Annotated in this window: 19 protein-coding genes, 1 pseudogene and 1 riboswitch; of the genes and pseudogenes, 6 read left to right on the top strand and 14 right to left on the bottom strand. The window is 72.4% G+C overall.

From position 1 onward, the window contains the following. Positions 1-215: 215 nt before the first annotated feature. Together mqnC and I8N68_RS06340 are read right to left on the bottom strand one after the other, a co-directional pair. Entirely contained in the window at positions 216-1406 is a 1191-nt protein-coding gene (mqnC, locus tag I8N68_RS06345; RefSeq protein WP_200208888.1) for a cyclic dehypoxanthinyl futalosine synthase, read from the bottom strand. Positions 1407-1576: 170 nt separating this feature from the next. Beyond that, on the bottom strand, positions 1577-2137 hold the full coding sequence (locus tag I8N68_RS06340) for a CGNR zinc finger domain-containing protein (RefSeq protein ID WP_200208887.1): 561 nt from the start codon (positions 2135-2137) through the stop codon (positions 1577-1579). Positions 2138-2216: 79 nt separating this feature from the next. Here I8N68_RS06340 and I8N68_RS06335 point away from each other — a divergent pair, with 79 nt between their 5' ends. Continuing rightward, positions 2217-3215: a cyclase family protein gene (locus tag I8N68_RS06335; RefSeq protein ID WP_200208886.1), complete on the top strand. Its 999-nt coding sequence runs from the start codon at positions 2217-2219 to the stop codon at positions 3213-3215. A gap of 30 nt (positions 3216-3245) precedes the next feature. On the opposite strand, the gene paaE is transcribed toward I8N68_RS06335, so the two are convergent. Genes paaE through paaA form a run of 5 tightly spaced genes read right to left on the bottom strand, consistent with a single transcriptional unit; the run spans position 3246 to position 6892 of the window. Next, a complete protein-coding gene (paaE, locus tag I8N68_RS06330; protein ID WP_200208885.1) occupies positions 3246-4355 on the bottom strand; it encodes a 1,2-phenylacetyl-CoA epoxidase subunit PaaE in 1110 nt (369 codons plus the stop codon). Beyond that, complete coding sequence (paaD, locus tag I8N68_RS06325) at positions 4352-4828, bottom strand: 1,2-phenylacetyl-CoA epoxidase subunit PaaD (RefSeq protein ID WP_200208884.1); 477 nt, start codon at positions 4826-4828, stop codon at positions 4352-4354. The genes paaE and paaD overlap by 4 nt, the downstream gene beginning before the upstream one ends. After that, on the bottom strand, positions 4822-5547 hold the full coding sequence (gene paaC, locus I8N68_RS06320) for a 1,2-phenylacetyl-CoA epoxidase subunit PaaC (protein ID WP_200208883.1): 726 nt from the start codon (positions 5545-5547) through the stop codon (positions 4822-4824). Before paaC ends, paaD begins: the two co-directional genes overlap by 7 nt. Continuing rightward, a complete protein-coding gene (paaB, locus tag I8N68_RS06315) occupies positions 5544-5828 on the bottom strand; it encodes a 1,2-phenylacetyl-CoA epoxidase subunit PaaB (RefSeq protein WP_091081942.1) in 285 nt (94 codons plus the stop codon). Before paaB ends, paaC begins: the two co-directional genes overlap by 4 nt. Then, positions 5825-6892, bottom strand: coding sequence for a 1,2-phenylacetyl-CoA epoxidase subunit PaaA (paaA, locus tag I8N68_RS06310; RefSeq protein WP_200208882.1), 1068 nt, complete (start codon positions 6890-6892; stop codon positions 5825-5827). Before paaA ends, paaB begins: the two co-directional genes overlap by 4 nt. A gap of 366 nt (positions 6893-7258) precedes the next feature. Between paaA and I8N68_RS06305 the strand changes: the two genes are divergently transcribed. Continuing rightward, positions 7259-8209 carry a hypothetical protein gene (locus I8N68_RS06305; RefSeq protein ID WP_200208881.1) on the top strand — a complete coding sequence of 317 codons (951 nt, stop codon included), beginning with the start codon at positions 7259-7261 and terminating at the stop codon, positions 8207-8209. After that, complete coding sequence (locus I8N68_RS06300; protein ID WP_200208880.1) at positions 8209-9144, top strand: hypothetical protein; 936 nt, start codon at positions 8209-8211, stop codon at positions 9142-9144. The genes I8N68_RS06305 and I8N68_RS06300 overlap by 1 nt, the downstream gene beginning before the upstream one ends. An 87-nt stretch (positions 9145-9231) precedes the next feature. On the opposite strand, the gene I8N68_RS06295 is transcribed toward I8N68_RS06300, so the two are convergent. The 3 genes and pseudogenes from I8N68_RS06295 to I8N68_RS33845 form a co-directional block, all read right to left on the bottom strand. Beyond that, positions 9232-10083 carry a menaquinone biosynthetic enzyme MqnA/MqnD family protein gene (locus I8N68_RS06295; RefSeq protein ID WP_200208879.1) on the bottom strand — a complete coding sequence of 284 codons (852 nt, stop codon included), beginning with the start codon at positions 10081-10083 and terminating at the stop codon, positions 9232-9234. 33 nt (positions 10084-10116) lie between these two features. Then, positions 10117-11292 carry an MFS transporter gene (locus tag I8N68_RS32725; RefSeq protein WP_372433679.1) on the bottom strand — a complete coding sequence of 392 codons (1176 nt, stop codon included), beginning with the start codon at positions 11290-11292 and terminating at the stop codon, positions 10117-10119. Positions 11293-11477: 185 nt separating this feature from the next. Next, positions 11478-11642, bottom strand: a pseudogene (locus tag I8N68_RS33845) (ArsR/SmtB family transcription factor); the annotation flags it as partial. Between the two features lie 411 nt (positions 11643-12053). On the opposite strand from I8N68_RS33845, the gene I8N68_RS06285 reads away from it, so the two are divergent. Together I8N68_RS06285 and I8N68_RS06280 are read left to right on the top strand one after the other, a co-directional pair. Next, on the top strand, positions 12054-14093 hold the full coding sequence (locus tag I8N68_RS06285) for a HelD family protein (protein ID WP_200208877.1): 2040 nt from the start codon (positions 12054-12056) through the stop codon (positions 14091-14093). Positions 14094-14201: 108 nt separating this feature from the next. After that, positions 14202-14960 carry a VOC family protein gene (locus I8N68_RS06280; RefSeq protein WP_200208876.1) on the top strand — a complete coding sequence of 253 codons (759 nt, stop codon included), beginning with the start codon at positions 14202-14204 and terminating at the stop codon, positions 14958-14960. A gap of 57 nt (positions 14961-15017) precedes the next feature. Here I8N68_RS06280 and I8N68_RS06275 read toward each other — a convergent pair whose 3' ends face one another. From I8N68_RS06275 to I8N68_RS06260, 4 genes are all read right to left on the bottom strand, one after another. Further along, positions 15018-15797 (bottom strand): ABC transporter ATP-binding protein, encoded by a 780-nt coding sequence (locus I8N68_RS06275; protein WP_200208875.1) that lies wholly within the window; start codon positions 15795-15797, stop codon positions 15018-15020. Positions 15798-15844: 47 nt separating this feature from the next. Next, the gene (locus I8N68_RS06270; protein WP_200208961.1) at positions 15845-16876 is read right to left on the bottom strand and encodes a FecCD family ABC transporter permease; all 1032 of its coding nucleotides are present in this window, start codon (positions 16874-16876) and stop codon (positions 15845-15847) included. 154 nt (positions 16877-17030) lie between these two features. Next, on the bottom strand, positions 17031-17966 hold the full coding sequence (locus tag I8N68_RS06265; RefSeq protein ID WP_200208874.1) for an ABC transporter substrate-binding protein: 936 nt from the start codon (positions 17964-17966) through the stop codon (positions 17031-17033). Positions 17967-18080: 114 nt separating this feature from the next. Next, positions 18081-18169: riboswitch (cobalamin riboswitch) on the bottom strand. 109 nt (positions 18170-18278) lie between these two features. Beyond that, positions 18279-20141 carry a M14 family metallopeptidase gene (locus tag I8N68_RS06260; protein WP_200208873.1) on the bottom strand — a complete coding sequence of 621 codons (1863 nt, stop codon included), beginning with the start codon at positions 20139-20141 and terminating at the stop codon, positions 18279-18281. A 205-nt stretch (positions 20142-20346) separates the two neighbouring features. Here I8N68_RS06260 and I8N68_RS06255 point away from each other — a divergent pair, with 205 nt between their 5' ends. Further along, complete coding sequence (locus I8N68_RS06255; protein ID WP_200208872.1) at positions 20347-21684, top strand: C39 family peptidase; 1338 nt, start codon at positions 20347-20349, stop codon at positions 21682-21684. Positions 21685-21774 lie beyond the last annotated feature (90 nt).

The following is a 21774-nucleotide window of genomic DNA, read 5'->3' as shown; positions in this document are numbered from 1 at the left end:
GCGCCGCCCCTTCACTACCTGCACGCCTAAGAGTCACTTAAGGAATGCCCGAATTGATGGGGCTTGTTGGCGGCGGCCGGAGACGGCCCTCCCGCGAACGGGCAGCCGAAACTCGCCCTTCGACAACTATTGACTGACCGTTCGGTGGACCGTCCCTGCTGGCGGGACGGTCACCGACGGTCGACCGGAGTGTCGCGGGACGTGCCGGTGGGGGGTCAGTTGACCTCGACGAGCGGGAGCGACTTCCCCGCCCCGCCGCCCGGCAGGGCGATCGAGGAGAAGTGGGAGACCACCCGGTCGTCGCTCGGGTCGTCGGCCGGCGTCCGGTGCACCGCCAGCCGGTTGTAGAGGGTGTCCCGCTGCGCCGGAATCCGGCCGGCGGAACGGATCATCCCGATCAGCTCGTGCAGGTTGGAGCGGTGCCGGGCGCCCGCGGAGGAGATGACGTTCTCCTCCAGCATGATCGAGCCGAGGTCGTCCACGCCCATGTGCAGGGCGAGCTGGCCGACGTCCTTGCCGGTGGTCAGCCAGGACGCCTGCAGGTGCGGCACCGTCTCGAAGAACAGCCGGGCCACCGCCACCAGGCGCAGGTACTCCAGCGTCGTGGCCTGGGTACGGCCCTTGAGGTGGTTGTTCTCCGGCTGGTACGTCCACGGGATGAAGGACCTGAAACCGCCGGTACGGTCCTGCACGTCGCGGATCATCCGCAGGTGCTCGATCCGCTCCGCGTTGGTCTCGCCGGTGCCCATCATCATGGTCGCGGTGGACTCGACGCCCTGCCGGTGCGCCAGCTCCATCACCTCGAGCCAGCGCGCGCCCGACTCCTTCAGCGGCGCGATCGCCTTGCGGGGGCGGTCCGGCAGCATCTCCGCGCCGGCCCCGGCGATCGAGTCCAGCCCGGCCGCCTTGATCCGGGCAATCGCCTCGTCCAGGCTGACGCCGGAGACCTTGGCCATGTGCAGGATCTCGCTCGGCCCGATCGAGTGGATGGCGAGCTGCGGGTACGCCTGCTTCACGGAGGAGAAGAGCTCCTCGTAGTACTCCACGCCGTAGTCCGGGTGGTGGCCACCCTGGAGCATCACCTGGGTGGCGCCCAGCTCGACCGCCTCGCCGCAGCGGCGCAGGATCTCCTCGGTCGGGTGGGTCCAGCCCTCCTTGTGCTTGGGGGCACGGTAGAAGGCGCAGAACTTGCACGCCGTCACGCAGACGTTGGTGTAGTTGATGTTGCGGTCGATCAGGTACGTGACGATGTTGTCGGGGTAGCGCCGCCGGCGTACCGCGTCCGCCGCCTCGCCGAGCGCGTGGAAGGGCGCCTCGGTGTAGAGCAGCAAGGCCTCCTCGGGCGTGATCCGCCCGCCGTCCGCGCCGCGCTGCAGGATGTCGTCGATCTCCCGGTTCGCTGTCACGGCTCTGAGCCTACGTCGCCGGTCCGGCCCGCATTCCACCGTGCCCACCGCTGTGACCTGGCGCCACCGCTCACCTGATGTGCCGGCCCGCACCAGTCGACACGACGGGAATTCGTGCCTCGGCACCGCGCCGGCATCGATGCGGCGACGTGGTGGCGTGGCGGCCGGTGTCAGCCGGCGGCGGGGTGATCGGCGGCGCGTCTGCGGTGGTAGTAGGCCCGGGACTTCGCGCGCGCGCCACAGACCGCCATGTTGCACCAGGTGGCCGAGCGGTTGCGGGACGGATCGTAGAAGACCCACCGACAGTCGGGGGCAGCGCACAGCTTGAGCCGCTCCCACCCGCCGGACCGGTCGCCCTCCCAGGCGGCGATCAGGATCCGGGTCAGCGCGGCGGTCACGCCCTCGCCGGACGGCATCCAGCCCAGGCGGCCGTGCTCGTCGATCTCGGGCCGCAGCGACAGCGCGGCCAACGGGCGGGCCGGAGACCGGCCGGGTTCCCGCGCCAGCAACTCCCGCAGCGTGGTGCGCACCTCGATGGCCAGTGCGAGATCGGCGCGGCTCACCTCCCCCGGAGCCGGCAGCAGCCCGCGCGTGGCCAGCCACTCGCCGAGCGCCGCCGGGCTGGTGAGCACGTCCTCGCCGGTACGGAGCCAGGTGGTGTTGACGAAGTCCTGGACCAAGCGGAGCGGCTCGGGTGCCGCCGGCCGCTGCCCCCGGATGGATTCAGTCACGACCAGACCTTACCGGCTATTAGCGATAGCTGGTAGGTTCCGACCATCAACATGGCTTTGATGGTGAGAGGCAGGGATCGTGGAGGACTGGTCACGGGGATGGGCTCCGCCGACCTACCGCGTCGATGAGCACGGCAAGGTCATCGGCCGCCGAAACGACCGTGTCCCGCACAACTGGGGCCGCTGGGGCGACCTCGACGAACGGGGAACCACCAACTTCATCACCGCCGACCGACTGCGCGCCGCCACCCGGCTCGTGGTCACCGGCGAGGTGGTCGGCTGCGCCATCCCGATCGGCGAAGAGATGCCGGTCCACCCGTCCCGACCCTCGGTCGTGCACACCCACTGGCTCACCGGGGCCGACCTCGTCGCCGGCCTGGTGCCCGATCGCGCGGCGGGCGGCTTCTACGGCGCCGACGACCACCTGGCCATGCCGTTGCAGAGCGCCACTCACTGGGACGGGCTGAGCCACGCCTTCCATCAGGACACGATGTACAACGGCTTCTGGATCGGCACGGTCGGCGCCGCCGGCGGGGCTCGGCGGTGCTCCACGCACCTGCTCGCCGACCGGCTCGTCGGCCGGGGGGTGCTGCTCGATCTGCCCCGGGACCAGGGCGTGGACCGGCTGTCACCGGGCCACGCCATCACCACCGACCAGCTCGACTCGTGCGCGGCCCGGCAGGGCGTCGAGGTCCGCACCGGTGACATCCTGCTCGTCCGGACCGGGGAGCTGCCCTGGTTCTACTCTCTCGAGGACAAGACCCCGTACTGGACCGGCAACCACGCCGGGCTCTCCGTCACCACGGTGGACTGGATCTACACCCACCAGGTCGCCGCTGTCGCCCTGGACAACCGGACGTTCGAGGTCACGCCCTTCGAGAAGCCGTACGACGTCACCTACCCGCTGCACTCCCGGCTGATCCGCGACCTCGGGCTGACGATCGGCGAGCTGTGGTGGTTGGAGGACCTCGCCGCCACCTGCGCCCGCCTCGACCGCTGGGAGTTCCTGCTCACTGCCCCTCCACTGCCCGTGACGGGAGCCTCGGGGGCCTCGACCACCCCGCTGGCGTTCTTCTGACGGGTACGCCGAGGGCCGCCGGTCGGCGGGTCACGCGTCGTAGTCGACGACGACCTTGTCCGTGGTCGGGCTGGACTGGCAGGTCAGCACGTAGCCCGCCGCCACCTCGTCGGGCTCCAGGGCGTAGTTGCGGGCCATGGTCACCTCGCCCGCCACGACCTTGGCCTTGCAGGTGGAGCAGACCCCGCCCTTGCAGGCGTACGGCAGCTCGCCGCGGACCTTGAGCGCGGCGTCCAGCACCCGCTCGTCGCGGCCCATGGTGAAGCTCGACGAGCGGCCGTCCAGCATGATCGTCACCTCCGCGCCCGCGCCGGGCTCATCGGCCGGGCGGCGCACCGGCCCCGGCGGCGCGTCGACGTGGAACAGCTCGGTGCGCACCGCCGAGTCCGGCAGCCCCCGACCCGTCAGCACCGCCTTCGCGTCCACCACCATCTGGTACGGGCCGCAGAGGAACCACTCCTCGATGGCGTCACCCGGCACGATGGTGTCGAGCAGCCGGCCCAGCCGGTCCGCGTCGATCCGCCCGGACAGCAGCGGCGACTCGCCCTGCTCGCGGGAGAGCACGTGCACCAGGTGCAGCCGGGTCGGGAAGCGGTCCTTCAGGTCGGCCAGCTCCTCGGCGAACATCACCGTGTTCGCCGTGCGGTTGCCGTACACCAGGGTGAAGGTGCTGGCCGGCTCGACGGACAGCGCGGTCGCGACCAGCGCGAGCACCGGGGTGATGCCGGAACCGGCGACCACCGCGCCGTAGTGGCGGACCCGGTCCGGCGCGAACGCCGTGGTGAAGTGCCCCAGCGGGGGCAGCACCTGGACGGTGTCGCCGCCGCGCAGCGCGCCGCAGGCGAAGGCCGAGAAGGCGCCGCCGGGGATCTCCCGCACCCCGATCCGCAGCCGGCCGTGCCGCGCCAGCTCCGCCGGGGTGGAGCAGATCGAGTACGACCGCCGCACGTCCTCCCCGTCCGCACCCGTGCGCCGCACCGTCAGGTGCTGGCCGGCGGAGAACGCGAAGGTCTCCCGCAGTTCCTCGGGCACGGCGAAGGTGATCGCCACCGAGTCGTCGGTGAGCCGGTCGACGGCGGCGACGCTCAGCGGGTGGAAGGCCGGCCGGCGACGGACCGGACGGGTGATGGTGACAGTCACAGCGCCTTCAGGTGGTCGAAGGGTTCGGAGCAGGAGCGGCAGCGCCACAGGGCCTTGCACGCGGTGGAGCCGAAGCGGCTGACCTGCTCGGTCTCCGCGGAGCCGCAGCGCGGGCACCGGACGGCGAGGGTCAGCGGCACGACGGTGCCGGCGCGTACCGGTGCCGGCGGGGCGATGCCGGCGGCGGCGAGCTTGGCCCGGCCGCGGTCGGAGATCCAGTCGGTGCTCCAGGCCGGGCTGTAGGCCGTGCGGACCTCGGCGTCCGGGTGGCCGGCGGCGGCGAGCGCCCGGCGGATGTCCGCCCGGATCACGTCCATCGCCGGGCAGCCGGTGTAGGTGGGGGTGATGGTGACGACCACCCGGCCGGTCGCCGGGTCCTGCTCGACCGCCCGCAGGATGCCCAGCTCGTCGATGGTGATGACCCGGATCTCCGGGTCCACCACCGCCGCCGCGGCCTCCCTCGGATTCACCACTTCGCCCCCGGATGTGCCCGGTGCAGCACCTGCATCTCGGCCAGCAGGAAGGAGAGGTGCTCGGTGTGCACGCCGTCCCGGCCGCCGCCGGGCGTCCAGCCGGCCGCCGGCCGGGCCAGCGTCGCCTCGTCGAACACGGCGGAGACGGTGGCGTCGAACTCGGCCCGCAGGGTGGCCGGGTCGACCGGCGCCGCCGGGTCCGCCGCGAACAGCTCATGGGTGTACGGCCACACCTCGTCGATCGCGGCCTGCATCCGGCGGTGCGACTCGTCGGTGCCGTCGCCGAGCCGCTTCACCCACAGCGCGCTGTGATCCAGGTGGTACGCCGACTCCTTGCGCGCCTTCGCCCCGATCGCGGCCAGCCGCTCGTCGGAGCAACCGGCCAGCGCGGTGTAGAGCGGCAGCTGGTACGCCGACAGGAAGAACAGCTTCGCCATGGTGACCGCGAAGTCCCCGTTGGGCAGCTCGACCAGCAGGCAGTTGCGGAACTCCCGGTCGTCGCGCAGGTACGCCAGCGCGTCCTCGTCCCGGCCGGCGCCCTCCAGCTCACCCGCGTACGTCAGCAGCAGGCGGGCCGCGCCGAGCTGGTCGAGGGCGATGTTCGCCAGCGCGATGTCCTCCTCCATCTCGGGCGCGCGGGAGGTCCACTCGCCGAGTCGCTGCGCCGCGATCAGCGCGTCGTCGCCGAGGGAGAGCACGAAGTCGAAGGAGGCGGTCACAGGTGGGCCACCCCGTCCGGCACCTCGTAGAAGGTGGGGTGGCGGTAGACCTTGTCGGCGGCCGGGTCGAAGAAGGCGTCCTTCTCGTCCGGGCTGGACGCGGTGATCGCGCCCGCCGGCACCACCCAGATGGAGACGCCCTCCTGGCGGCGGGTGTAGAGGTCGCGCGCGTTGCGCAGGGCCAGCTCGGCGTCGGGGGCGTGCAGACTGCCGACGTGGGTGTGCGACAGCCCTCGCCGCGCCCGCACGAAGACCTCCCACAGAGGCGACTGCTCCGTCATGCCGCGACCTTCTCCTTCTGCTCTGCCCGCTTGGCGGCGTACGCCGCGGCGGCCTCGCGTACCCAGGCGCCATCGGCGTGGGCGCGGCGGCGGTGTTCCATCCGCTGCCGGTTGCACGGCCCGTTGCCCTTGATCACCTGCATCAGCTCGTCGTAGTCGGGCTGGGTGTAGTCGTACGCCCGGCGGTCGTCGTTCCAGCGCAGGTCCGGGTCGGGCAGGGTGAGGCCGAGGATCTCGGCCTGCTGCACGCACATGTCCACGAAGCGCTGGCGCAGCTCGTCGTTGGAGAACCGCTTGATCTTCCAGGCCATCGACTGCGCCGAGTGCGTCGAGTCTCCGTCCGGCGGGCCGAACATGGCCAGTGACGGGTACCACCAGCGGTCGACCGCGTCCTGGGCCATCGCCTTCTGGCCCGGGGTGCCGTGCGCCAGGGTGTGCAGGATCTCGTACCCCTGGCGCTGGTGGAACGACTCCTCCTTGCAGACCCTGATCATCGCCCGCGCGTACGGCCCGTAGGAGCAGCGGCAGAGCGGGACCTGGTTGACGATCGCCGCGCCGTCCACCAGCCAGCCGATCGCGCCCACGTCGGCCCAGGTCAGCGTCGGGTAGTTGAAGATCGAGCTGTACTTCTGCCGGCCGTTGAGCAGCAGCTCGACCAGCTCGTCACGGCTGATGCCGAGGGTCTCGGCGGCGGCGTAGAGGTAGAGACCGTGCCCGGCCTCGTCCTGCACCTTGGCCAGCAGGATGGCCTTGCGCTTGAGCGAGGGGGCCCGGCTGATCCAGTTCCCCTCGGGCTGCATGCCGATGATCTCGGAGTGCGCGTGCTGGGCGATCTGCCGGATCAGCGTCTTGCGGTACGCCTCGGGCATCCAGTCGCGCGGCTCGATCTTCTGGTCGGCGTCGATCACGTCCACGAAGTACGCCTCGAGGTCCTCCTCGGGGGCGGGGCCGCCGCGCCGGGCCCGGGCGGCGGCCTCCCGCAGCGCCACCTCCGCCGCCTCGACCTCGCCGAGCAGGCCACCGCCGGGCGCATCGTCCGGCGCGGAGAAGTCGTTGCCATACATGAGGCCAGTGTTACAGCTCTCGACCGAAGACACCAGAGGGTGTAACAGGAAACCGGCCACACCTTCCGTCACCGGTTGACCGCTTCCGGTGAACGCCGCTGACCTGCGCAAACCTGTGACTTGGATCACGCCGCGAAGATGAATCCCCCCAAGCGCGGCATAGCGGTCCATTGCCCCGCCTTCGCGGCGAGTCGCCGGGCGTCGAGTTCTGGCGTCCAGCGGGTCCGGAAGTAGACTTCCCCCGGCACACCGATCGGCTGCTGACGATCGCCACCAGCTCACGGCCACTCCCCCGGCCTCGGCGATCAGGCCGTACCCATACGGAAAAGCCGGTCCCCCGGCCAGACATCTGGAGCTCACCCACTCATGCGACCTCGCGTGACCATGGTGCTCGCCATCGTGGCGGTCCTCATCGGTGGCGTCATGCTGGTGCCCGCCGCGTACGCCCGCCTCTCCGGCGACGGCCTCTCCGGCATCGGCGGCATCGGCGGCGGCGTGGCGAACGTGCCCGCGCCCGCCCCCACCACACCGCCCCCGCCCACCCTGGCCGCCGGGCCGGTCGCGGTGAACTTCAACGGAGCCTTCTTCTCCTGGGCGCTGATGGACCGGGAGAGCGGGAAGATCAGCGGTGCCAAGAACATGGCGTCGACCAACTCGACCGAGTCGATGATCAAGGCATGGATCGTCTCCGACTACCTGCACCAGCTCGGCGACAAGCCGCTGAGCGCCAAGCGGAAGCAGGAGATCGTCACCGCCATCCGGGACAGCAACGACAAGTCCGCCGAGTCGTTGTACAACGCCGGCGGGCGGCGACCGGTCCTGGATCGGCTGATCAAGTTGTGCAAGCTGACCGACACGAAGATCGAGCCGACCCGGGCGAAGTGGGCGTACACCCAGATGTCGCCGCGGGACGCGGTCCGGATGGGCGACTGCATCGGTGACGGCACGGCCGCCGGGCCGAAGTGGACCAAGTTCGTCCTCAGCGAGATGACCAAGGTCCGCGGCGGCGTCAAGGACCAGCAGACCACCCAGGGCGGTGGCCGCTGGGGCATCATCGACGGCCTGCCGGACGAGATCAAGGCGCAGGGTCCGGTCAGCATCAAGAACGGCTTCACCATGCTCTGGGCGGACGTCCAGTGGCACGTCAACTGCCTCGCCGTCACCGACAAGTGGACGCTCGCGGTGATGCTGCGCTACCCGCAGAAGAGCGGCCTCGACTACGGCGCGAAGGTGTGCGCCAGCGTCGCCACCCAGCTCGTCACCCCGCAGCCCGGCGCGGCCCTCAAGGTGCCGCAGCAGCCGATCGGGAAGCTCTGATGGCCGGCAACCGGCGCCGCCCGGGCAGTAGCCAGCGCCCGCTGACGTTCGCCGCCGTCGCCGTCGTGCTGGTCGGCCTGGTGCTCGTCGCGCTCCGGCTGGTCCCCGGTTCCCCGCTGCGCCCCGCGACCGCCGCCCACCCGGCCGGGTCGGCCGGCCGTTCCACCAACACGCCCACCGACCGCAGCGACCGGCCCCAGCCGACCCCGTCGCCGTCCCCCTCCCTCGAGCCGCTGCCGTTCCAGGCCCAGGAACTCGACCTCGACATCAAGGGCTGGTACGCCTGGAGCGTGCTGGACAAGCGGACCGGCAAGATCATCGGTTCGAAGAACATGGGCGAGACCAGCACCACCGCCTCGATGATCAAGTCCTGGATCGTCGCCGACTACCTGCGCCGGGCCAACGAGGCCGGGCAGACCCCGAGCGACGCCAAACTCGACGACGCCACCCAGATCATTCGGGACAGCGACAACACCCGGGCCGAGCAGTTCTACAACGGCGTCGGCCGGTCGGCCTCGATCAAGCGGCTGATCGCCACCTGCAAGCTCACCGACAGCAAGGTGGCCGCCGACGGCGGCTGGAGCCGGACCGCGCTGTCCCCGCGGGACACCGCGCGGCTCGGGCTCTGCATCTCCGACGGCCGGGCCGCCGGACCGAAGTGGACGAAGTGGCTGCTGAACGAGATGCGACTGGTCCGCGGCGTGGGCGACTTCGGCATCCGCAAGGCGTTCCCGACCGCCCAGCAGAAGACCATCGCCATCAAGAACGGCTGGATCGACCGGCAGCGCGAGCAGGAGATGCACATCAACTGCATGGCCATCGGTGACACCTGGACGATGGGCGTGATGGTCCGCTACCCGATCAACATGGGCTACGAGTACGGCATGAAGAACTGCCAGAAGATCACCGAGGCGCTGCTCCGCCCGGCCACCTGAGCCACATCCCAGATCGCCGACGTGGCGGTGTCCCGGTCGCCGGGATGCCGCCACGTCGCCGTTCAAGGGGACAGGCTCGCGGGCCGGTCAGCCGGCGAAGAACTCCGGACCGCCCTCGGGCAGGGCCGGGGCCTCGCCGACGGCGGCGGCCCGCCGGGCGAACTCGCGCAGCCCGGCCACCTGCCGCTCGCCGAGGGAGAAGTCGAGGGTGCGGAAGTAGGTCGCCAGGGTCGCCGCGTCGAACGGCTCCCACCGGGCGGCGGCCTCGGCGACCTGGTCCAGCTCGGCCAGGCACAGGTCGCGCGAGCGCAGGAACGCCTCGTGCACCTCCTTCACCAGGCCGGGGTGGGCGGCGGCGAAGTCGCGGCGGACCGCCCAGACGGCGAAGACCATGGGCAGGCCGGTCCACTCCCGCCAGGCCTGCCCGAGGTCGGTGACCGCCAGACCTCGGCGGGGCGCCTCGTAGAGGGCGCGCAGCGCCACGTCCCCGATCAGCACCCCGGCGTCGGCCTCCAGCAGCATCTGGGTCAGGTCCGGCGGGCAGCGGAAGTAGTCCGGCCGGACGCCGTACCGCTCGCCGAGCAGCAGCTGGGCCAGCAGGACGCCGGTCCGCGAGGTCGAACCGAGCGCGACCCGGGCGCCGTCCAGCTCGGCGAGAGGCCGGGTGGAGACCACGTTGACCGACAGCACCGGGCCGTCGCTGCCGACCGCCAGGTCCGGCAGGAGCAGCAGCTCGTCGGCGTGCCGCACGTACTCCACGAGTGAGATCGGCCCGATGTCGAGGTCGCCGGCGACCAGCGCGGCGTTCAGCCGGTCCGGCGAGTCCTTGTACAGGTCGACGTCGAGCAGCGCGCCGGACCGCATCAGCCCCCAGTAGATCGGCAGGCAGTTCAGGAACTGGATGTGTCCGACCCGAGGGCGGGCGATGCGGTCAGCCATGTCCCGACGGTATCCCCGCCGTCCGTCGCCGGCTCAGCGGGAGGGTGCCGGAGTGGCCAACTCCGCAGCCGGCCGACCGGCGGCAGGCAGCCGGGCCGCCCGCTCGGCGCGGACCGCGCGCCGCACCGGCGCCACCACCGCGGCGACCACCAGCAGGCCGGCCACCCCGGCGCCGGCGACCAGCGGTCGGGGTGCGGCCAGCTCCAGCAGGAGGCCACCGATCAGGTAACCGGCCATCCCGGCGCCCTGGACCGCGGCGCCGAACACGGCGAACGCCCGGCCCCGGGACGCCTCGGGGACGCGGCGGGCCAGCAGCAGGTTGTTGAAGACGTTGTCCCCGCCGTTGGCCACCCCGCCGGCCAGCCAGATCGGCACGAGCAGCATCGCGGCGGGCACCGCCGCCGAGCCCAGTACCGCCAGGCAGCAGCCGCCGAGCAGGGCGAGGCCGGCGCCGAGCAGCGCGCCGTCGTCGGTGAGCCGCCGGGCGAGCCGGGCGAAGAGCCAGCCGCCGAGCACGATGCCGAGCGTCCACGAGCCGGTCACCAGCCCGTACATGGTGGTGGAGCTGCCCAGGATCTCCCGGATGAAGAAGACCTCGACCACGTTGATCGCACCGACCGCAGCTACCACCGCGGCGAGGCTGCCCACCATCACGACCAGCAGCGGATCCTGGCGCAGCCGCCAGGTGGGCGGCACGGACGCGCCGTCGGCAGCCGCCGGCGCCGTCCCCCGCGCGCCACCCCGGCGGGTACGGATCAGCAGCCCGGCCGCCACCAGCGCGAGGTAGCTGCCGGCGTCGACGAGCAGCGGCAGGCGGGCGCCGAAGGTGCCGACCAGCACCCCGGCCAGCGCCGGCCCGGCGAGCGCGCCGAGCGTGCCGGCGGTCTGGTTGAGCGCGCTGGCCCGGGGCAGGTCGTCGGCCCGGACCATGGCCGGGACCAGGGCGGCGAGCACCGGCTGGATGACCGCGAGACCGGTGGCGAGCAACGCCACCAGGGCGATGACCAGGGCCGGCTGGTCGGCGTACGCGAGGGCGAGGCAGATCCCGGGTACTGCACGGCCACCGTGCGCGCCCCCTCGGGCGGGTCGGTCGCCCGCAGGCGCCGCCGGTAGGGCTCCATCAGCTCCTGGATCGCCTCGTTGAGCCCGGCGAGTTCGCCGGCGGTGAGCAGCAGCAGGGTGTCGCTGAACCAGGCGGCCTCGTACCACTCTCGCGGCTCGTCCGGCGCGCGGCTGATCCAGTCCCGGGCGCGCTGGCTGTCCCGCACGAGGTGCGCGTCCACCAGGGCCAGCTCGGCCGCCCGGGCGTCGGAGTCGGCCTCCGGCCCCGACTCCACGTAGTACGACGGGCTGAACGCCCGCCACACCCGCTCCCGGGCGTCGCCCCGGCTGGGTGCCTCCTCGATCAGCCCGAACTTCGCCAGCGCCCGCAGGTGGTAGCTGGTCGCGCTCGGCGAGAGCCCGGCGATCTCCGCGCACTCGGTCGCGGTCGCCCCGCCCTCCAACGAACTGAGATGTTCCATGATCGCGAGTCGGGCCGGATGGGCCAGCGCCCGCATCACCTGCGGGTCGCTGATCGTCACCCGGCGCTGCTCGGGGCGCGCCTCGGTCATGCCCCCATGATTCCTCCCCGCGCGGGCACCGCACACCGTCGCCGGGCCACACCCGGCCGCCCCGCTAGGCTCGGCCGGCATCTGCCCCCCGGCCGGGTCGGCGTCCTCCGGTCACCCTGGACCTGGCGCAGGTCACCGACTGGAGCCTTGATCAGCAGCGCCGGGACGTCGTCGACCTGGTCCACCACCCGTCGTGCTGAGCTGGGCAAAACCGGTTGCCCCCGGCGGGGGCCGGAGTAACATGCTCTGTCCCGCCTGACGGCCGTGGTGAGTAGCACCGCACAGGACGTCCCCGCGCCGACCCATCAGGTCGGAAACGCGAGCGGCAGCGTTTTTCCCGTGTCGAGGAGTACGTGGATGACCCTGCACGCCCATGAACAGACCCTGGACGACGAACTCACCGCCGAACGCACCCACCTGGACACCTCCCGCGCCGCCCTGCGCCGGATGCGGGAACGCGCCGAGGCCCTCTTCGCCACCGGCGACAAGGTCGCCGGGGACGCCTACACCGCCGAACAACTGGGCCGCCACATGGCCCGGCGAGTCGCCGAACTCGCCGACGACCCGACCACCCCGCTCTTCTTCGGCCGGCTGGACTTCGGTGCGGCCGACCCCGACCACGCCGGTCGGGACTACCACGTCGGGCGGCGGCACGTCACCGACGAGGCGGGCGAGCCGCTGGTGCTGGACTGGCGGGCCCCGATCTCCCGCTCCTTCTACCGGGCCAGCGCGCGGGACCCGCAGGGCGTCGCCGTCCGCCGCCGGTTCGGCTTCAGCACCGGAGCGCTGACCAGCTTCGAGGACGAGCACCTGGACCGGGGCGAGGAGCTGGGCACGGCCAGCCGGATCCTCACCGCCGAGATCGAGCGCCCGCGCGTCGGGCCGATGCGGGACATCGTCGCCACCATCCAGCCCGAGCAGGACGAGCTGGTCCGCGCCGACCTGGCCGACTCGATCTGCGTCCAGGGGGCGCCGGGCACCGGCAAGACGGCCGTCGGGCTGCACCGGGCCGCGTACCTGCTCTACCTGCACCGGGAGCGGCTGCGCCGCTCGGGCGTGCTGATCGTCGGGCCGAACCGGGCCTTCCTGTCGTACATCGCGGCGGTGCTGCCGGCGCTCGGCGAGGTCGAGGTCGCGCAGGCCACCGTGGAGGACCTGATCGCCCGGGTACCGGTCCGGGCCGTCGACGACCCGGCCGTGGCGACCCTCAAGCACGACATCCGGATGGCCGAGGTGCTGCGCCGCGCGGTGGACCGGCACATCGGCGCGCCGACCGAGCCGATCATGGTTTCGGACGGCTCGTTCCGCTGGCGGATCGGCGTCGACCCGCTGCACCGGGTGGTCGAGGAGACCCGCGGGGAGGGGCTGCCGTACGCGACCGGGCGGGAGCGGGTCCTGGCCCGGGTGGTGGGGCTGCTGCAACGCCAGTCCGAGGCGCGCCGCGCCGAGTCACCGAGCGACGCCTGGCTGCGCCGGATGGGCCGGGCGAAGCCGGTCAGCGCCTTCCTCGACGCGGTCTGGCCGGCGCTCAGCCCCGAGGGGCTGGTGCACAGCCTGCTCGGTGACCCGGAGGCGCTCGCCGCTGCGGCGGACGGGCTGCTCACCGCCGACGAGCAGGCCCTGCTGCGGGCCGGGACGAAGCTGGGGCGCACCCCGAAGGCGACGAGATGGACCACCGCCGACGCGGTGCTGATCGACGAGGCCGCCGGGCTGATCGAGCGGCCCGCCGGCTTCGGGCACGTGGTCGTCGACGAGGCGCAGGACCTCTCCCCGATGCAGTGCCGGGCCATCGCCCGGCGCAGCGAGCACGGTTCGATCACCCTCCTAGGGGACCTGGCCCAGGGCACCGCCCCGTGGGCGGCCACCGACTGGCGGGTGTCCCTGGCCCACCTGGGCAAGCCGGACGCGCTGGTGGTGCCGCTCAGCATCGGCTTCCGGGTGCCCGCGGCGGTGGTCGCGTTCGCCAACCGGCTGCTGCCGGCGCTCGCCGTCGACGTACCCGCGGCCGAGTCGCTGCGCCGCGACGGCGCGCTCGACGTGCGTACCGTGGACGACCTGGTCGCGGCGACGGTGGCCGAGGTGCGGGCGGCGCTCGGGCACGACGGCTCGGTCGGCGTCATCGCCGCCGACGACGCGGTGGACCGGCTCCGCGCGGCGCTCGCCGCCGACGGGGTCCAGACCGCGACCGCCGACGAGGTGGAGACCGCGGCGCGGGTCACCGTGGTCCCCGCGACGCTGGTGAAGGGCCTGGAGTACGACCACGTCGTGGTCGTCGAGCCGGCCGCCATCGTGGCGGCGGAGCCACGCGGGCTGCACCGCCTCTACGTGGTGCTGACCCGGGCGGTCTCCCGGCTCTCCGTGCTGCACACCGAGCCACTGCCGGAGCCGCTCGGCTGACCCGGCACCGCCGACGTCTTGACCGAATCCGGCCCGCCGGGCGGCGGACGGTGCCACGATGCCGGCAGGGCGTGCCGTCGGGGCGCGTCCCCGCCGAGAGGGGTCAGCGTGAGCACCGTCGAGCCCGGCACGCCCTGCTGGGCCGACCTGGCCACCCCGGATTTGGCCGACGCCAAGCGGTTCTATCCGCAGCTGTTCGGATGGACCGGTCGGGTCTCCCCGGAGCCGGAGGCGGGCGGCTACACCGTCTTCCTCAAGGGCGGCCGGGCGGTCGCCGGGGCCGGTCCGCCCGCCACCCCGGACCAGGTGCCGATCTGGTCGACGTACGTGGCGACCGACGACGCCGACCTGGCGGCCACCCGGGTGGAGGCGGCCGGCGGGCAGGTCGTGGTCGCCCCGTTCGACGTCCTGGACCAGGGCCGGATGGCGGTTCTCGCCGACCCGGCCGGTGCGGTGTTCAGCGTCTGGCAGCCGATGGCGATGCGCGGCGCCGAGCTGTTCAACGTGCCCGGGGCGATGTGCTGGAACGAGCTGGTCAGCCCCGACCCGGAGGGGGCGAAGGAGTTCTACGCGCTGGTCTTCGGTTGGCAGCCGGAGGACCAGCAGGTGGGCTCGATCACCTACACCGGCTGGCGCTGCGGGGCGCGGGTCGTGGCCGGCATGATGCCGCCGCTGGCGGAGCTGCCGGCCGACCTGCCGGCCTACTGGTCGGTCTACTTCTCCGTCGAGGACGCCGACGCCACCGCCGCGCGCGCCGCCGAGCTCGGCGGCACCATCCTGGTCCCGCCCCGCGACAACCCCGCCGGCCGCACCGCCGCGCTCCGCGACCCCCAGGGCGCCCTCTTCTCCATCACCGCCCTCTCCTGATCCCTCCCCTCCTTCCCGGGAAAGAGTCGTCATTCGTCGAAGCGGCGTCGGGAGGGGTCAGCGGGGGCGGACGGGGACGACGAGGGGGCCGTGTTCGCCGGGGATCACCCGGACGCGGGCGCGGTAGTGCCGGGCCAGCAGGGTTTCGGTGAGCACCTCCTGGGGTGGGCCCACGGCGGCGACGCGGCCGTCGGCGAGCAGGACCATCCGGTCGGCGTACTCGCCGGCCACCGAGAGGTCGTGCATCGTGGCGAGCACCGTGAGGCCGTGCTCCCGGCGGAGCTGGTCGACCAGCTCCAGCACCTCCTGCTGGTGGCCGATGTCCAGCGCGCTGGTCGGCTCGTCCAGCAGCAGCAGGGTGGCGCCCTGGGCCAGCGCCCGGGCCAGGAACACCCGCTGCCGCTCGCCGCCGGAGAGGGTGGCCAGCTCCCGGCGTCCGAACCCGCCGAGGTCCAGCCGGTCCAGCACCTCGTGCACGGCGGCCAGGTCGGCGGCCGACTCCCGCCCGAGCGGCGGGATGTACGGGGTGCGGCCGAGCAGCACGTAATCGAGCACCGACATGCCGGCCGGCACCACCGGGGACTGGGCCACGGTGGCCACCACCCGGGCCCGGTCCCGGCGGCGCAGCGACTGGATCGGCGTACCGAAGAGGGAGACCGCGCCAGGCGCGGACAGCAGGCCGCCGACGGCGCGCAACAGGGTCGACTTGCCGGCGCCGTTCGGGCCGATCACGGTGACCCACTCGCCGACGGCCACGCTGAGGTCGACGCCGGCCAGGATCGGCGCGCCGCCCAGGGTGACCCGCAGCTCCCGCACCTCGACCGCCGGGACGCTCACCGGGCCGCCTGCGTTCCCCGCCGCGCGGCTCGACCCGCTTCCCGCGCTCACGTGAACACCCGGCGGGCGGTACGCAGAACCAGCACGAAGAACGGGCCGCCGAGCAGGGCGGTGACCACGCCGATCGGGATCTCGGCGGGGGCGGCCGCGGTCCGGGCGACCACGTCGGTCAGCGCCAGGAACGCCCCGCCGAAGAGCATCGACAGCGGCAGGATCACCCGGTAGCTGGATCCGGCGAGCAGCCTCACGGTGTGCGGCACGATGATCCCGACGAAGCCGATCAGGCCGGAGGCGGAGACCGCGGCGGCCGTGCCGAGCGAGGCGGCGGCGATCAGCAGGTAGCGGGACCGCTGCGGGTGCAGGCCCAGGCTGGTCGCCTCGTCGTCGCCTACGGAGAGCACGTCGAGTTCGCGCCGGTGCAGCAGCACCACCACGGCGGTCAGCACGAAGTACGGCAGGATCAGCAGGACGTCGTGCCAGCCGGCGGTGGCCAGCCGGCCGAGCAGCCAGGAGTAGACCTGCTGGATGCTCTCCGAGTGGCGTTGCAGCAGGTACGTCTGCCCGGCGGCGAGGAACGCCGACACCGCCACGCCGGCCAGGATCAGCGTCGCCGGTGACCGGTCCCGTCCCCCGGCCGCGCCGAGCAGGTACGTCAGGGCGACCGCGCCGAGCGAACCGACGAACGCGGCGAGCGGAATGGTGACCGGAATCCCGGTCAGCGCGCCGCCGGCCCCGGCGCCGAGGGCGATCACCGCGGTCACCGCGAGCCCGGCGCCGGCCGCCACGCCCAGCAGGTACGGGTCGGCCAGCGGGTTGCGGAACACCCCCTGGTAGCAGCCGCCGGCCAGGGCGAGCAGCCCGCCGACCAGCAGGCCGAGCACCACCCGGGGCAGCCGCAGCTCGGTGACGATGGCGATCTCACGTTCGGTCAGCCCGCTCTCCAGGTGCACCCCTGGCAGCAGGTTGATCAGTTCCGCGGCGACGCTGCCCGGCGGCAGGCTGACCGGGCCCAGGGACACCCCGGCGACCAGTGCGACCAGCACCGCGACCACCCCGGCGACCAGCCAGCGGGTGCGCAGGCCGGCCGGTCGGGGCGTACCGCCGGATCCCGGCGCGGGCGCCGAGCGGCCGACCCGGCCCGACCTGGACGTGGGCACGCCGGCCGGCCGGGACGCGTCAAGCGTCCCGGCCGGCCGGTCGGCGGATTCCGCTGGTCGCACGGTCACCGATGGATCACGCGGGCACCTTGGCGGTGGCGTCGACGATCGCCCTGAGCAGGTCGACGACCCGCGGGCCCCAGCGCGAGGCGATGTCGTCGTCGAGGGCGACGATCTGGTTGTTCTTCACCGCGGTGACGCCGGCCCAGCCGCTGCGGGCCTTGACCGTGTCCGCGTTCTGCTTGCAGCACTTGGTGTCGGCCAGGAAGACGAAGTCCGGGTTGGCCTTGACGATGACCTCCTGGGAGAGCTGCGGGTAGCCGCCGTTCTTGCCGTCGGCGTCCGACGGGTCGGCGATGTTCTCCAGGCCGGCCAGCGTGTAGATCGAGCCGATGAAGGTCTTGCTGGTCACGCTGTACAGCTCCGGGCCCAGCTCGTGGTAGTAGGTCAGCTTCTTCGCCCGCTGCGGCAGGTCCTTGGTCAGCGCGGCGATGTCGTCCTTCATCTTCTTGGTGACGTCGGCGGCCTCCGCCGGGTGGCCGGTGAGCGCGCCCAGGTCGGTGATCTGCTGGTAGCTGTCGTCAAGCGTGGTGGCCGCCGGGGTGAGCAGCACCGGGATCTTCAGCGTGGTGAGCTGGTCGACGATCTTGTTGGTGTCGTTGGAGAGCACCACCAGGTCGGGGCTCTTGCCGGCGATCGCCTCGGCGTTCGGCTGGAAGCCGGACAGGTCGCTCTTCGGCGCCTCGGCCGGATAGTTCGAGTTGTCGTCGACGGCGGTGACCTGCTTGCCGGCGCCGATGGCGAAGAGCATCTCGGTCGCCGACGGCGACAGCGAGACGATCTTCTCCGGGCGCTTCTCCAGGGTCAGCTTGCCGACGGTGACCGGGAAGGCGGCCGCCGCCGAACTGCCCCCGGCGGGGGTGTCGGTCGAGGTCTTCTCGGCGCAGGCGCCGAGGGCCAGCGCGGCCACCGCGAGGGCCGCGGCGAAGAGCCGGGGGGTACGTCTGGACATGGGTCCTCCTGTCGGTCGAGGAGTGTGGTGCTTCGCCGACAGGGACCGCCTTCGCGTGCCCGTCCGCGAGGCGCCCTTCCTCGAAGGCGCGTGTCGCGACCGCGCCGCAGGCGACCTGGCTCGCCCCACACACGTCGGCGCCGGCCGGGGCCGACGCCGTGCGGGGCATCACAGTTGCGGGACAGCGCCGGTTTCGCACCGGCTTCGCTGCGGGTTGGTCGGTGCCACGGTAGCGCACGAGCAGCGGAGATCGTCCGGACGGGCGGGGTGGGTGGGGCCCCGGCGGGGGTGGCACCGGGGCCCCACCCGGAATCAGGAACTGGTGATCGTGACGTTGTCCACGGCCGCCTCGACCAGGCTGGCCCCGGACGCGTCCGCGGCCTCCACCTGGATCCGCACCGACTGACCGGCGTACGGGGTGAGGTTGAGGTTCGCCACCGCCCACGCGCCGTCCCGGTCGGTGGCCGCGCCCGCGACGTTGAGCAGGGTGGTGGTGCCACCGCTGTGGATCACGCTGACCCGCAGGTAGTCGGCCGACGAGGCGTTCGAGCCGTGCGCCAGGTACCAGGCCAGGGAGAGGGTGAGCGTGCCGGTCCCGGGGAGGGTCACGGCCGGGGACCGGGCGCTCGTCACCTCGCCGTCGACGTCGTAGTCGCCTGCCGCGGTGCCGGCGAGCCGGCCGGTGACCAGGTCGTTGCTCCCGGCGTACGGGGTGAGCTGCTTGGCGCCGGAGGAACTGGTCGCCTGGGCGGCGCCCCGCTCCCAGGCCCCGGTGGTGGCGGTGTCCGTGCCGGCCGGGTTGATGGTCCAGCCGGTGGCGGTCTCGAAGGTGTCCGACCAGACCGTGGTGCCGCCGCCGGTGCCGCAGTACTGGGACTGCTTGCCGATCGCCCGGTACGGACAGTCGGCGTACTCGGAGAGCAGCAGCACCGCCTCCCGGTTGCGGGACGTCTGCGCGGGGATCACCTCGTCGGGCGGGTAGAAGCCGCCCCCGGTGGCCGAGCCCGGGTACATCTCGAAGGTGTACGCCCAGATGCCGTGGGCGGCCCACATCCAGTCGATGCTGGTGCCGTCGGCGATGTAGAGATCGCTGGACTGCTCCGGGGTGTAGTTGTTGGTGGCCGCCATCTGCTGGCCGATGGTGGCGAAGGTGCTGTACTGGTCGGCGCTCATCCCGGTGGGGGTGTTCGACGTGGTGTAGCCGAACGGCCAGAGCACCAGCTCCGAGTAGGTGTGGAAGTCGATGTTGGCTTTGAGCTGCTGCACCCCGCCGACCACCCGGCTGTTGACGAAGTTGCGTAGGGCGCTGGACTCCGGCGCGGAGAAGGCGGACGGGCCGCGGTAGGTCTCCGACGAGGTGGAGCCGGACGAGCCGCCGCAGCAGCCCCACTGGTACGACCAGTTCCGGTTCAGGTCGGTGCCGACGTACGTCGAACCGCTGTTGGGTTGCCGGTTCTTCCGCCAGGACCGGTAGGAGCCGGTGGCGATGTCGTACTCGCTGCCGTCCGGGTTGACGCTGGGGACGATCCAGATCTCCCGGGAGTTGACGATGGTGGTGATCCGGGAGTCGCTGCCGTAGCTGTCGGTGAAGAGGTTGAGCAGGTAGATCGCCATTTCGACGGTCAGGTGCTCACGGGCGTGCTGCTGGGCGTTGAAGAGGATCTCCGGCTCGTTCTCGTCGGTGCCGACGTTGTCGGAGATCTTCACCGCCATCAGGTCGCGGCCCTCGTACGAGGTGCCGATGCTGGTCTTTCTCGCGATGGCCGGGTGGTCGGCGACCACCTGGTTCACCAGCGCGGTCAGCTCGGCGTAGTCGTGGTAGTTGGAGTCGGCCGGCGGGAAGGCCAGCGTGCCGGCCTCGCCGGTGGGGGCGGGCGCGGCGTCCTTTTCGAGCCGGAAGCCGAGCCGGGTGATCGCGGCGGCCTCGGACCCGGTGGCGGTGACGTGCAGGACGCCGTGTTCGGAGTAGTCGATCGCCGCGCCGGTGCGGGCGACCGCGTTCCGGTCGGCGAGGGTGCGCGGGCCGAGCACCCGGTAGCCGGCGGCGGCCGGCTCGGCGGAACGGTCCGGGGCCGGCCGCGCGAAGACCGGCCCGGCGGTGACCGTGACGAAGCCCAGGCCGACGGCGGCGACGATCGCCAGCCGTCGGCGCAGGGCGGACATGCGGAGGGCCATGGACAACCTCCTCGGGGTACGGGGGATCCCGTTGTCCGCACACTCCACCAGTAGTCACATGGTCATATCAATGTTCATCGCTATAGCGATCCATCCCGACCGCATCCTCACACCGGCAATGGTTTTCCATCCGTCAACACCTGGCGAAAATTCCTTCCACGCGGGACAGTGAACGGCAACGACGCCTCACTCCTGTGGAGCTGCCATGGCCACGACATCCCTGCGCGCCATCGCCCTTGCCGGCGTAACCGCGCTCGCCCTCCTCGGCACCACCGCCCCCGCCGGGGCCGTCGCTCAGGTCACCGCCGAGTCGGTGACCCACGACGAGCAGATCACCTGGCAGGGCTGGTCCGGCGACGCCGGCTGGCAGGCCGGCACGGCCGCCGGCACGCTGGTCACCCCTGCCGGCCTCACCCTCGGCACCCCGGTCGGCACGACCGTGTACAAGGACCCGCACGCCAAGAGCAAGCGGACCTGGGCGTACGGCACCTGGACGACTCCGCTGACCGAGGTCGGCTTCGGCGCCAGCGAGCTGGTCGCCTCCTGGAACGCCGACACCCCCGCCGGCACCTGGATCCAGGTCGAACTCCAGGGCACCTACACCACCGGCGGGCAGACCCCCTGGTACGTGATGGGTCGCTGGGCCTCCGGCGACGCCGACATCAAGCGGACCACCGTCGACAAGCAGGGCGACAAGATCTCCAGCATCTGGACCGACACGTTCTCCATCGACGACACCAGCGCCGGGGTGCTGCTCCAGGCGTACCAACTGCGGCTGACCCTCTACCGTGACCCGGCGCAGACCGCCTCGCCGGTGGTCCGCTCGCTCGGCGCGATGAGCTCGAACGTGCCGGACCGGTTCACGGTGACCCCCAGCGCCGGCCACATCGCCTGGGGCACCGAACTGGCCGTCCCGCGCTACTCACAAAACATCCACGCCGGCCACTACCCGGAGTACGACGGCGGCGGCGAGGCCTGGTGCTCGCCGACCTCCACCGAGATGGTGGTCGAGTACTGGGGCCGGAAGCCCTCGGCGGCCGACACGTCCTGGGTGGACCCGACCTACCCCGACCCGACGGTCAACCACGCCGCCCGGATGACCTACGACTACCAGTACGACGGCGCCGGCAACTGGCCGTTCAACACCGCGTACGCGGCCGGCTTCCCGGGGCTGGAGGCGAAGGTGACGCGGCTGCACTCGCTCGATGAGCTGGAGCACTTCATCGCCGCCGGCATCCCCGTGGTGACCAGCCAGTCCTTCCTCGCCAGCGAGCTGGACGGGGCGGGCTACGGCACCTCGGGCCACCTGATGGTGGTGGTCGGCTTCACCGCCGGCGGCGATGTCATCGCCAACGACCCCGCCTCGTCCAGCAACGAGGCGGTCCGGAACGTCTACAAGCGCGACCAGTTCGAGCAGATCTGGTTGCGTACCAAGCGGACCACCGCCAGCGGCGGCACCGGCAGCGGCTCCGGCGGCATCGCCTACCTGATCAAGCCGACCGACGTGGCCTGGCCCGTCGTCGCGGGCTCCACCAACTGGTGACAGCCGGCACGGACGCGACGAGCCCGGCACGGAGTTCCGTGCCGGGCTCGTCGGTGGGGCTTGTTCGGTAGGTGCTCGCCGGTCAGGGCG

Origin of the sequence: Micromonospora coerulea (assembly GCF_016598485.1) — a bacterium.
GTDB lineage: Bacteria > Actinomycetota > Actinomycetes > Mycobacteriales > Micromonosporaceae > Micromonospora > Micromonospora coerulea.
This window is presented reverse-complemented; position numbering and strand designations above follow the sequence as displayed.